The organism is Gordonia soli NBRC 108243 (assembly GCF_000334455.1).
GTDB classification, from domain to species: domain Bacteria; phylum Actinomycetota; class Actinomycetes; order Mycobacteriales; family Mycobacteriaceae; genus Gordonia; species Gordonia soli.
The window spans coordinates 34,822-46,785 of the sequence record NZ_BANX01000007.1 but is presented as its reverse complement, the minus strand read 5'-3'; the positions used below and the strand labels follow the sequence as shown (position 1 = coordinate 46,785).

The following is an 11,964-nucleotide window of genomic DNA, read 5'->3' as shown; positions in this document are numbered from 1 at the left end:
GTACTATCTGATCGGGAGGAGGGCAATGGGTTGTCGATGACTAGGGTGAGATGGTGGCGAAGAACTCGCGAGTGGCCGCGCAGGCAGAGACTCGCCGACTGCTGAAAGAGCACGGCCGGGAGATGATGCTGGCGAGCGGTTTCGCCAGCGCGTCGGTGTCGGCGATCGCGACGCGCGCCGGATTCACCACCGGCGCCTTCTACTCGAACTTCGAGAGCAAGGCCGAGCTGACGTTGGAGATCCTCGCCGACCTGCAGGCCGAAGCCGAGGCTCAACTGACCGCGATCTTCGCCGACGACAACGCACGGGGTGGGCGCATCGAGCGGATTCGCGCGTGGACCGACGAGACCTTGGATTCGGGCTGGCCCCGCCTGGAACTGGAGTTCGCCCTCGCCAATCGCGACAACGTGGCAGTCGTCTCGACGGAGGGCACGCGGAACCGGACCGCTGTCGACGGGATCACCGGGTTCGTGGAACAGGTACTACCGGAACAACTCTCGACCCTGCCCATCCGCCGGGTCGCCGAGCTGGTGTTGGACCTCTGTTTCGGACTCGCGGTCCGGCGCATCATCGACCCGTCGGTGAGTACCAGCCATCTCTTCGACCTCGTCGAGCAACTGGCGGCCGGATTCGATGCCACGCCTGCCGGGCGGGGCTGAGCCCACACCGGCAGGCGTGACAGAGGGTTGGGTCGTGCGCTCTACGCGCCGGCCAGCGCGTCGTTGAAGGTCGTGCTCGGACGCATCACGGCGGAGGCCTTCTCCTTGTCGGGGAAGTAGTACCCGCCGATGTCGACCGGCTCGCCCTGTGCGGCATTCAGTTCCTCGACGATCTTGTCCTCGTCGGCGGCCAGCGTCTCGGCCAGTGCACCGAATCGCTTCGCCAGATCGGCGTCGTCGGTCTGCGCGGCGAGTTCCTGCGCCCAGTACAGCGCGAGGTAGAACTGGCTGCCGCGATTGTCGAGTTCACCGGTGGTGCGCGACGGTCCCTTGTCGTTCTCGAGGAGCCTGCCGGTGGCCGCGTCGAGCGTCTTCGCCAGGATGACTGCACGCTTGTCGTCGAACTTCTTGCCGAGGTCCTCCAGGCTGACCGCCAACGCGAGGAACTCACCGAGCGAGTCCCACCGCAGGTGATTCTCCTCGATGAGCTGCTTGACGTGCTTGGGCGCCGAACCGCCCGCGCCCGTCTCGTAGAGACCGCCACCGGCCATCAGCGGCACGATGGAGAGCATCTTGGCGCTGGTGCCCAGTTCCAGAATCGGGAACAGGTCGGTGAGGTAGTCGCGCAGGATGTTGCCGGTGGCCGAGATGGTGTCCAGCCCGCGAATGACCCGCTCGAGGGTGTACCGCATGGCGCGGACCTGCGACATGATCTGGATGTCGAGACCCTCGGTGTCGTGATCGGGCAGGTACTTGCGCACCTTCTTGATCAACTCGTTCTCGTGCGGGCGGTACGGGTCGAGCCAGAACAGCACGGGGATTCCCGAGTCGCGGGAACGGTTGACCGCGAGCTTGACCCAGTCCTGGATCGGGGCGTCCTTGACGATGCAGAGGCGCCAGATGTCGCCCTCTTCGACATCCTGGGTCAGCAGGACCTCGCCGGTCTCGACGTCGGTGATGTTGGCGACGCCTGCCGCCGGGACCTCGAAGGTCTTGTCGTGCGAGCCGTACTCCTCGGCCTTCTGCGCCATCAGCCCGACATTCGGCACGGTGCCCATGGTGGTCGGGTCGAACGCACCGTTGGTCTTACAGAAGTTGACCATCTCCTGGTAGATGCGTGAGAACGTCGACTCCGGATTGACGGCCTTGGTGTCCTTGAGACGTCCGTCGGCGCCGTACATCTTGCCACCGGCACGGATCATGGCCGGCATCGACGCATCGACGATGACGTCGCTGGGGGAGTGGAAGTTGGTGATCCCGCGGGCGGAGTCGACCATCGCGAGCTCCGGACGGTACTCGTGGCACTTGTGCAGGTCGTCGATGATCTCCTCGCGCTGTGCGCTCGGCAGCTTCTCGATCTTGGAGTACAGGTCCGACAGGCCGTTGTTGACGTTGACGCCCAGCTCGTCGAAGAGATCGCCGTGCTTGGCGAACGCGTCTTTGTAGAAGACCTTGACCGCGTGGCCGAAGACGATCGGGTGCGAGACGCGCATCATCGTCGCCTTCACGTGCAGCGAGAACATGACGCCGGTCTTGTAGGCGTCCTCGATCTGCTCCTCGTAGAACTCGACGAGTGCCTTCTTGCTCATGAACATGCTGTCGATCACGTCACCGTCGGTGAGTGATACCTCCGGCTTGAGCACGAGGGTCTCGCCACCGGAGGTGATGAGCTCCATCTTGACCGTCCGGTCGCCCTCGACGGTCATCGACTTCTCGCCGTGGTAAAAATCGCCCTCGGTCATGTGTGCGACGTGCGTTCGGGACGCCATCGACCACGTGCCCATGCTGTGCGGGTGCTTCTTGGCGTACTCCTTGACGGCCTTCGGCGCGCGTCGATCGGAGTTGCCCTCGCGGAGGACGGGATTGACCGCGCTGCCGAGGCACTTGGTGTACCGGTCGCGGATCTCCTTCTCCTCGTCGGTGGTCGGGTTCCCCGGGAACTCCGGCAGCTCGTAGCCCTTGTCCTGGAGCTCCTTGATCGCGGCGAGCAACTGCGGGACCGATGCGCTGATGTTGGGGAGCTTGATGATGTTGGTGTCCGACAGCTGGGTCAGTCGACCGAGTTCACCGAGGTTGTCGGGAACCTTCTGATCGTCGGGGAGGAGGTCGGAGAACTCGGCGAGGATGCGCGCCGCGACCGAGATGTCACTGGTCTCGACGGCGATGTCGGCCGCTCCGGCGAACGTTCGGACCACCGGCAGGAACGCGTGAGTGGCGAGCATGGGTGCTTCGTCGGTCAACGTGTAGATGATGGTCGGCTGTTCGGTGCTGCTCATGCGATGTGTTCTCGATTCTGTCTGTGCACGGCGCCGCCTTCGACCTTGTGAGTCCAGACGTCACCTACATCACGCGGATACGTGTTCGTGTGACAACTCCGTCATCGATCATGCCCCGTGCGACGAGTCACGCGCTCGCCGGGAGGCAGCTCGATGTCCGTTTGATGGATTTTCCTCTCTGCTCACCACGGCAATCAAGACCCGGAGGCCCGTCGGCTGGCATCATCGGCAATCGTGCATCCGCGACGTGGACCAGGACGCACCGCCGCGGGGATCGTCGGATGAGCCTCGTCGAGGCGGTGGAGCTGCCGCGTTCGGCGATGGGCACGTTCCTGGACTCGCCGACCTTCGCCGAGCTCATGGTGCCGCCGGACGAGCGCGCCGAACTCATCGATCCGCGCGTGCGCACCGCCGAGGTGGTCGATGTCCTCCACGCCATCGACCGATTCACCGGGCGGCGTTTCGTGAGTCGTGAACGAGCCGGCGAGTTGATCTTCGGCGGGCTCCTCGGTGGCGGCATCGGTATCCGCGAGGAGATCGTCGAAGGCGTGTTGGATCTGCTCGAGCCGGTGACCGTTCCCGGTCCGGCGCGGTTCGCGCCGATCCCGCTCGAAGCGCAGGACCGGCTGGGCGTCTACGTCTATGCGCTCCTGGACCCACGCGACGGCGAGGTCTTCTATGTCGGCGCCGGGCGCGGCAGCCGTGTCTACCAGCACGTCTGGTCGGCGCTGGCCGGCACATCGCCTGACCCGTCCGAGGTCGTCGGCACACCGGACCCGGCCGAGGTGACCTCTGCGACGACCGACCGGATCACCGACATCGATGCCGACGGGTTCGGGGTCGAGCACTGGATCCTGCGGCACGGGATCGGGGGCGAGGATGACACGGACACCGACGACGGACGTGGCGCAGATGTGATGCGGCAGGCGCTGACCGACCTGGCCGGGATCGCCGGCATCGAGCTGGTTGCCGACGTGGACGGTGACGACCCCCCGTCTGCAGGCGGTGCGCGACGGGCGGAAGAACTCGCGCTGCGGTACTCGGCCCCGCTCGCCCCGCCGCTGCCCGACGTCTGTGCGGTCGTGAAGGTGAACGCAGCGGCCGACCCGGACGCGTCGGCGGAGCAGCTGTACGAGTGGTCGCGTTCCGGCTGGCGCGCCGGCCGTCATCGCGCCGTGGACGGTTTGCCGGTGTTCGTGGTCGCCGACGACATCATCCGCGCAGTGCACCGGGTCGAGCACTGGGAGCCGTTCGTCGACGAGCACGGCGTGAAGGTCGCTCGACTCTGGACGTATTCGGGGGCGCCTGACGTCGAGTCGGAGGGACGGTACGTCGGTACCAGCCTGCGGGAGGTGCGGGTGCAGCGCTCCGACGGACGCTGGACCCGGCACGGCTGGCATCCGTACGGCCAGGTGGGGTGAGTGCTCACCTGCGCGTGGGCTCCAACTCCCGGCGGTACAGCACCCGCCCCGTCTGATCACAGAGGTTGACCGTCAGGACGCCGGTGTCCTTGGCGATCGTCACCTCGCCGAAGTGCTGGAAGCCCTCGGCAGGCGACGTGTTCTCCTCGGTCGGGGCGTGTACGAACTCGTACTTCGCGCCGAATGTGCCGTCCACAGGGCTCTCGGGGAACGCACCGGCGTGCAGCGGGCCGCTGACGAACTCCCAGAACGGTGCGAAGTCCTGGTGGGCGGCCCGATCCGGCTGATACGAGATGGCCGCCGTGTAATGCACGTCGGCGGTGAGGAACACGACATTGGGCACGTCCTTGATCGCGGACAGCACTCGTGCGAACGCGATCTCACGCCCGAGCGGTGCCCCGCCGTCGCCCTGGGCGACGGCTTCCATCGCCGTGCGGCCGCCGGCGGGCGTCGAGTTCTTGTCCGGCACCACGATGGACAGCGGGAGGTCGTTGGCCACGACCTTCCACGTCGCGGTCGATCGCTTCAACGAGTCGATCAACCACTGCGTCTGTTCGGCTCCCAGGATGCCGTCGACGTTGTCGGTGCCCCACGCGGCGGGATTGGGGTCCTTGTAGGTGCGCATGTCGAGCAGGAAGACGTCCAGTTGTGGTCCCTGCCGGACCTGTCGATAGACGCGGCTCGACGATCCGGACTCGACCGGCTGCCACTCCCGCCACGCCTGCTTGCCGTGGGCGGCGAGCGTGTCGACGTCCATCTCGGTGTAGCCCTTGCGTTTCTGGCCCGCGAGCGACTCCCCGGGGAACCAGTTGTTGACGACCTCGTGGTCGTCCCACTGCACGTACTGGGCGACCGACGATGAGAAGCGGCGGTAGTGCTGGTCGGTCAGGTTGTAGGCGTAGTTGCCGCGGAAATCGTCGAGCGTCTGCGCGACATGGGATTTCGCGGGCGACACCGCACTCCGGTAGACCGTCCCGTCGTTCTGCTCCTGCGTGGCCTCGACGGGGTTGTCGGCATAGATCGCGTCACCGGAGTGGATGAAGAAGTCGGGATCGCGGTCGGCCATCGCGCCGAAGATCGTGAGCCCGCCCATGTCGGGGTTGATGCCCCAGCCCTGTCCCACGACGTCGCCGGACCATAGGAAGCGGATGTCCTTGGCGGAGGTCGGTGCGGTGGTGAATACTCCACTGACCGGTTCGCCCGCAGCGCCGTCCTCGCCCTCCAGCGTCACCCGGTAGTGGACGGTCTGACCGGGTTCCAACCCCGCGACACGCAGTCGCCCCGTCCCGTCGGTCTGCGGTGTGAGTCGGGGGCCGCGGACGGTCTTCGCCCGTGCGAAGTTCTCGGTTGCGGACGTCTCCACGATCATCGTCGCGGGAGTGTCGGAGCGGGCCCATACCAGCGCGCTGGTGCTCGTGACCTCGCCGGATGCGACGCCGTGGGTGAGTGTCGGGCGTGCGCGACGCAGGCCCGTGGACGTCGGCCCGGTGGTCGGCGAGCCGCACGCGGCGAGTGCGCCGACGGCGGGGACCAGCAGGGCCCCGGCGCGCAAAAGTGATCGTCGGGACACGGACAGCGAGGATGAGGAGCTGGGTTCCGAGGGCACCCGGTCACGCTCGCGTATCCGATGCACGGGTCGGCGAATTGCGGGTTGCGGACAGGTGACGGACCGGCGTCGACGAGCTCGATCTGTGGCAGTGTTCGGTTATGTCGGAGTTCTGTCATGTCGAGTGAGACGCCGGCCGGCGGATCAGGTGGGTGGTCGACCGAGTTCGTGGAGCGCGCCGTCGTGCGTGCGCGGACCCCGGACCCGCGATGGTCGGCCGGATGCCGCCTCCATCCGGCCGTGGTGCGCAGTCTGCAGAAGTTCGAGGTCGGTGAGAGCGGTGACGGGGCCAACCTCATCGCCAACGCAGCCCGGACCGGAGATGCCGACTACGAGAGAGCCATCCGACTCTTCGTCGCCGAGGAGCAGAACCACGCGCGCATGCTCGGAGCGCTGCTGACCGCGGGTGGTGCGGAGACCGGACGATCGCACTGGTCGGATTCCGTGTTCGTGGTGCTCCGTCGCGCGATGGGGCTGAAACTGGAACTGATGGTCCTGACCATCGCCGAGGTGGTCGCGCTGCGGTACTACCGCGCACTCGCCGACGGTGGTGGCGATCCACTCCTCGTCGATGTGTCGGAACGGATTCTGCACGACGAGTACCACCACGTCGCCTTTCAGGCGAATCGGATACGCGCCGAGTTCGCCGGTGCACCTCGCGTTTTCCGCAATGCGGTGAAGCTCGGCTGGCGCGCGATGGCGACGGCGGTGGTCCTCGTGGTGGCCGCGGATCACGGGGCCGCGTTGCGCGCGTGCGGGGTGTCCCGCGGGACGTTCGTGGCGGACACGATGCGGATCTTCGAACGGGTGGTACGTTCGGTGTGATGCGATGGCATTGGTGAGAACGTCTGTGCGACAGGACTAGTGCGCTGATTTCTGTCGGTGGTCGGCGGTAGCGTTCGGGTTGATCCTGAGTCCCGTGGAGGTCGTCATGTCCGCTGTCGTTTCACCGCCTGGGCTCGCGCCTGTTGCTGCTGTCTCCGTTGCGGTGTCACCGTCATCTGATGCCACGTTGTTCGATGGCGCGGTGGTGGCGGAGTTGTCGGATGGTGAGTTGCGTACGCGGGTGGTCGGGTACGCGGGTCAGATGGCGGCGTTGACGGCGCGGTATCTGGAGTTGCTGGCCGAGTTCGATCGGCGTCGCGCCTGGAGTGGGGAGGGCATCGTCTCGTGTGCGCAGTGGTTGTCGTGGCGGGTCGGGCTCTCCCTACGCACCGCCCACGACCACGTTCGGGTCGCACACGCACTCGCCGAACTCCCGATGATCGCAGCAGCGTTCGCCGCTGGACGACTCACGTACTCGAAGGTGCGGGCATTGACCCGGGTCGCGACGCCCGAGCGGGACGCCGAACTGCTCAACCTCGCCGTCAACGCGACAGCAGCACAGGTGGAACGGCTGGTGCGGTCGATGCGACAGGTCGATCGGCGTTCCGCGGAACGCGAGAACGGGGTGGTCGAGACCGGGGTGGGCGAGTCGTCGGGTCGGTGGCGGTGGGACGACGACGGCACGTTGTCGGTGACGCTGCGACTCAACCCTCTCGACGGTGCCCGGTTCCTGGCCGGCGCGGTGCGCGCAGAATACGAACGCACCCGCGTCGACGGCGACCCCGAGGTTCCGCCGAACGCCCCACCACAGGACGAGCCCGTCCCGCCACGACGGCGTGACCTGTGGCGGCACGTGCCGACCGACATCGCCCCGGCGGTCATCGCGATGGCCGACACCATCCACGACCTCGTCGACATCCCCGAGACCGCTCCCGGTGCGGAAATCCTCATCCACACCCACGACGATGCTGCCGCTGGTGCTGCTCCAGTCATCGCCGCGCATCTCGATGACGGTCCGGCGCTGGCCGACACCGACGTCGAGGAAGCACGCTGTTGAGCTGCGGTGCGCGACATCCGATCACGCCGCGACGGTGCGATCCTGGCGTGGGGGCGTAAACGTCGGGTACCCCATGCTGCCCTGGTCAGGATCATCACCCAGCGTGATCGGGGATGTCGCCATCCCGGCTGCGGACGCACCCGCTACCTACACATCCACCACGTGCGGGCGTGGTCGGCCGGTGGCCGCACCGACCCCGACAACCTGATCCTGCTGTGCAGCACCCACCATCGGGCGCTGCATCGCGGCGAGTTCTCCATCACCGCACTCGCACTGCAACAGTTCAGCTTCCACCGCCCCGACGGCACCCTCATCGCCCCCGCACCACCGGTGACCGCACCCACCAGCTGGACACCCGACCCCACCATCTCCACCACCGCCACCGTTCCCACCGCCGGCGGACACCTCGACCTCGCCTACACCACCGAAGTCCTCACCGCGATCTGGGCCTGGAAAACGAAGCGTCAGAGCACTAGACAGGCCGCCTGAGAACGTTCCGCGGAACGCCGAAAACGTCCCCATCTCAGCGGCGTTGACGCTCCCGAACCGCCTGGAGTTCCGAGCCGACCGCAGCCATGCCGGAAGTTCTTCGCGCGTCATGGTGCGATCGCGCCGCGGGCGCTTGGCGGATGCGCGTTGCTTCGGGGCGGGCCTCCGACCGCGCTCGGGTTCTCGCGGCGGGGTGTTCCGGCCGAGGAGTCGGTCCCAGCGATCGCGGAGGGCGTCGAGGCCCATGATGGCGAAGCCGAGGGCGAACACCCCGCCGAGTATCCCGGCCCACAGCCCCACCCGCATGTTGTGGTGATTGGCGTCCTCTTGTTCGGAGTACGACCGCCCGAGAGACGCGAACGAGGTCGCTGCGTCGGCGTTCATGCGGACGATCTCAGCGGGCAGGCCGCTGTCCGCCGACAGTCGCGCTTGTAGAGCCGTTTCGTTGCGCGCACTCCTACCCCTCGCCTATCGGCCTACCGTCTGACCTGTACGACGCATGCGACCGCGACCCAATTCCGGGTCCGCGACATTGGCAAGACTTGAGCGGAATAGACTCAACTATGCTCGCGTTGAAGAGCTCGACGGGCCATAATTGAGCCCGACGGACTCATAGAACGTCAGACTTCAGAGAAAGGTACACACGAGTGGACAGCTTCACACCCACCACCAAGACACAGGCCGCGCTGAGTGCTGCCGTGCAGGCGGCGGCGAGTGCCGGCAATCCCGACGTGCGTCCGGCCCACATCCTGGTTGCTCTGCTCGATCAGTCCGACGGCATCGCATCACCGCTGCTCAAGGCGGTGGGAGTCGATCCGTCGAGTGTTCGCACGCAGGCTCAGGCCCTGGTGGACCGGATGCCGACGGTCTCCGGCGCCAGCTCGACGCCCCAACTCTCCCGCGAGTCGATCGCGGCGATCACCGCTGCCCAACAGCTGGCCGGTGAGCTCGACGACGAGTACGTGTCGACCGAACACGTGCTCGTGGGCCTTGCCACCGGCGACTCCGACGTCGCCAAGCTGCTGGCGGGAGTCGGTGCGACGCCGCAGGCGCTGCGCGAGGCGTTCGTCGCCGTGCGTGGCAACGCCCGCGTCACCACCGAGGACCCCGAAGGGACCTACCAGGCGCTGGAGAAGTACTCCACCGACCTGACCGCGGCCGCCCGGGAGGGCAAGCTCGACCCGGTCATCGGTCGCGACACCGAGATCCGCCGCGTGGTACAGGTGCTCTCGCGACGGACCAAGAACAACCCGGTCCTCATCGGCGAGCCCGGCGTCGGCAAGACGGCGATCGTCGAGGGGCTGGCACAGCGCATCATCGCCGGCGACGTGCCGGAGTCGTTGCGCGGCAAGACGGTGATCTCGCTCGACCTCGGGTCGATGGTCGCCGGTGCCAAGTATCGCGGCGAGTTCGAGGAGCGCCTCAAGGCGGTACTCGACGAGATCAAGGGATCGGCCGGACAGGTCATCACCTTCATCGACGAGCTGCACACCATCGTCGGCGCCGGTGCCACCGGTGAGTCGGCGATGGACGCGGGCAACATGATCAAGCCGATGCTGGCCCGCGGGGAGCTGCGGCTGGTCGGTGCCACCACGCTGGAGGAGTACCGCAAGTACATCGAGAAGGATGCCGCTCTCGAGCGGCGGTTCCAGCAGGTGTACGTCGGCGAGCCCTCCGTCGAGGACGCCATCGGCATCCTCCGCGGACTCAAGGACCGCTACGAGGTGCACCACGGTGTGCGTATCACCGACTCCGCGCTGGTCGCCGCGGCGACTCTCTCGGACCGCTACATCACGTCGCGTTTCCTGCCCGACAAGGCGATCGACCTCGTGGACGAGGCTGCCTCACGTCTCCGGATGGAGATCGACTCGCGGCCCGTCGAGATCGACGAGGTCGAGCGTGTGGTCCGACGCCTCGAGGTGGAGGAGGTCGCCCTGCAGAAGGAGACCGACGCCGCATCGAAGGATCGCCTGGAGAAGTTGCGTCAGGAACTGGCCGACCACAAGGAGAAGCTCAACGAGCTGTCGGCGCGCTGGCAGAGCGAGAAGACCGCCATCGACGCGGTCCGCGACCTCAAGGAGGAGCTGGAACAGCTTCGCGGCGAGGCTGATCGGGCCGAACGTGACGGTGACCTCGGTCGTGCGGCCGAGCTTCGGTACGGACGGATCCCCGGCCTCGAGAAGGACCTCGAGGCCGCGCTGGAGAAGACCGGTACCGACCCGACGCAGGACGTGATGCTCCAGGAGGAGGTCGGGCCCGACGACGTGGCGCAGGTCGTGTCGGCGTGGACCGGCGTGCCCGCGGGCCGCATGCTCGAGGGTGAGACCGCCAAGCTGCTGCGGATGGAAGACGAACTCGGACACCGGGTCATCGGCCAGAAGGACGCGGTCGTCGCGGTCTCGGACGCGGTGCGTCGCGCACGTGCGGGCGTCGCCGATCCGAACCGTCCGCTGGGTTCGTTCCTGTTCCTCGGCCCGACCGGTGTCGGTAAGACGGAGCTGGCGAAGGCGCTGGCGGAGTTCATGTTCGACGACGAGCGTGCCATGGTGCGCATCGACATGAGCGAGTACGGCGAGAAGCACTCCGTCGCACGCCTGGTCGGTGCTCCGCCGGGATATGTCGGCTACGAGTCGGGCGGACAGCTCACCGAGGCGGTGCGTCGACGCCCGTACACGGTGGTCCTGTTCGACGAGGTCGAGAAGGCCCACCCGGACGTCTTCGACGTGCTCCTGCAGGTGCTCGACGAGGGTCGACTCACCGATGGGCAGGGCCGAACGGTCGACTTCCGCAACACCATCCTCATCCTGACGTCCAACCTGGGCGCCGGCGGTGACAAGGACACGGTGATGGCGGCGGTGCGCACGGCCTTCAAGCCGGAGTTCATCAACCGCCTCGACGACGTCATCGTCTTCGACGCGCTGAGCCCGGAGGAACTGGTGTCCATCGTGGACATCCAGCTGGGTCAGCTGCAGAAGCGGTTGGCGCAACGGCGCCTGTCGCTGGAGGTCTCGCCCAAGGCCAAGGAATGGCTCGGCACCCGGGGATTCGACCCGCTGTACGGCGCGCGGCCGCTGCGCCGCCTGGTGCAGCAGGCCATCGGCGACCAGCTGGCGAAGCAATTGCTGGCCGGTGACATCCGCGACGGCGACGTCGTCCCGGTGAACGTCAGCGCCGACGGGGAATCGCTCGTCCTGGGCTGACCGGCTCTGACGCAGACGCAGACCTCTGCGTCTGCGTCAGTGGTCGTCGTGCCACGCGTTCGATGCCTCGACGTCGGGAACATGTGTCTCGGCCCATTCCCGCACCGCGGCCAGCGGCACGAGCAACGACCGACCCAGGTCGGTCAGCGCGTACTCGACTCGCGGAGGCTGCCCGCCCAGATCGGTGCGGTCGACCAACCCGTCGTACTCCAGCGCGCGCAGCGTCTCGGTCAACACCTTCGGGGTGATGCCCTGGATGTGGGACTTCAACGCGCTGAACCGCATCGGGCCGTCGACGAGCGCGGTCACCACGAAGATGGTCCAGCGCGCGCCGATCCGGTGGAGGACCCGGCGACTCGGGCACGTCGCCGCCATCACGTCGTAGGCCTTGGTCACGTCTGTCCTGTTCGTCGACGGTTTCGTTGAAGATA

9 protein-coding genes are annotated in these 11,964 nt (G+C 67.0%); 6 read left to right on the top strand and 3 right to left on the bottom strand.

Annotated elements, in window-relative coordinates:
- Positions 1-50: 50 nt before the first annotated feature.
- Complete coding sequence (locus GS4_RS05455) at positions 51-659, top strand: TetR/AcrR family transcriptional regulator (protein WP_007618314.1); 609 nt, start codon at positions 51-53, stop codon at positions 657-659.
- A 41-nt stretch (positions 660-700) separates the two neighbouring features.
- On the opposite strand, the gene GS4_RS05450 is transcribed toward GS4_RS05455, so the two are convergent.
- Complete coding sequence (locus GS4_RS05450; RefSeq protein ID WP_007618312.1) at positions 701-2,935, bottom strand: NADP-dependent isocitrate dehydrogenase; 2,235 nt, start codon at positions 2,933-2,935, stop codon at positions 701-703.
- Between the two features lie 281 nt (positions 2,936-3,216).
- On the opposite strand from GS4_RS05450, the gene GS4_RS05445 reads away from it, so the two are divergent.
- Positions 3,217-4,356 (top strand): GIY-YIG nuclease family protein, encoded by a 1,140-nt coding sequence (locus GS4_RS05445; protein ID WP_007618310.1) that lies wholly within the window; start codon positions 3,217-3,219, stop codon positions 4,354-4,356.
- Positions 4,357-4,360: 4 nt separating this feature from the next.
- On the opposite strand, the gene GS4_RS05440 is transcribed toward GS4_RS05445, so the two are convergent.
- On the bottom strand, positions 4,361-5,926 hold the full coding sequence (locus tag GS4_RS05440; RefSeq protein WP_245555578.1) for an alkaline phosphatase D family protein: 1,566 nt from the start codon (positions 5,924-5,926) through the stop codon (positions 4,361-4,363).
- Between the two features lie 153 nt (positions 5,927-6,079).
- Between GS4_RS05440 and GS4_RS05435 the strand changes: the two genes are divergently transcribed.
- The 4 genes from GS4_RS05435 (at position 6,080) to clpB (ending at position 11,533) form a co-directional block, all read left to right on the top strand.
- Positions 6,080-6,787, top strand: a complete 708-nt coding sequence (locus GS4_RS05435; protein ID WP_007618306.1) for a ferritin-like domain-containing protein — start codon at positions 6,080-6,082, stop codon at positions 6,785-6,787.
- A gap of 106 nt (positions 6,788-6,893) precedes the next feature.
- Positions 6,894-7,844 (top strand): DUF222 domain-containing protein, encoded by a 951-nt coding sequence (locus GS4_RS26475; RefSeq protein ID WP_007618303.1) that lies wholly within the window; start codon positions 6,894-6,896, stop codon positions 7,842-7,844.
- A gap of 6 nt (positions 7,845-7,850) precedes the next feature.
- Positions 7,851-8,333: an HNH endonuclease signature motif containing protein gene (locus tag GS4_RS26470; RefSeq protein ID WP_007618301.1), complete on the top strand. Its 483-nt coding sequence runs from the start codon at positions 7,851-7,853 to the stop codon at positions 8,331-8,333.
- Positions 8,334-8,980: 647 nt separating this feature from the next.
- Complete coding sequence (clpB, locus tag GS4_RS05425; protein ID WP_007618300.1) at positions 8,981-11,533, top strand: ATP-dependent chaperone ClpB; 2,553 nt, start codon at positions 8,981-8,983, stop codon at positions 11,531-11,533.
- Positions 11,534-11,569: 36 nt separating this feature from the next.
- Here the strand turns inward: clpB and GS4_RS05420 are convergent, their stop codons facing one another.
- Positions 11,570-11,929 carry a winged helix-turn-helix transcriptional regulator gene (locus tag GS4_RS05420; RefSeq protein ID WP_007618298.1) on the bottom strand — a complete coding sequence of 120 codons (360 nt, stop codon included), beginning with the start codon at positions 11,927-11,929 and terminating at the stop codon, positions 11,570-11,572.
- Positions 11,930-11,964: the final 35 nt, after the last annotated feature.

Bases quoted from the DNA above. Each gene is read 5' to 3' on its own strand.
- GS4_RS05455 (WP_007618314.1), top strand. From the start codon at position 51: ATGGTGGCGAAGAACTCGCGAGTGGCCGCGCAGGCAGAGACTCGCCGA.
- GS4_RS05450 (WP_007618312.1), bottom strand. From the start codon at position 2,935: ATGAGCAGCACCGAACAGCCGACCATCATCTACACGTTGACCGACGAA.
- GS4_RS05445 (WP_007618310.1), top strand. From the start codon at position 3,217: ATGAGCCTCGTCGAGGCGGTGGAGCTGCCGCGTTCGGCGATGGGCACG.
- GS4_RS05435 (WP_007618306.1), top strand. From the start codon at position 6,080: ATGTCGAGTGAGACGCCGGCCGGCGGATCAGGTGGGTGGTCGACCGAG.
- GS4_RS26475 (WP_007618303.1), top strand. From the start codon at position 6,894: ATGTCCGCTGTCGTTTCACCGCCTGGGCTCGCGCCTGTTGCTGCTGTC.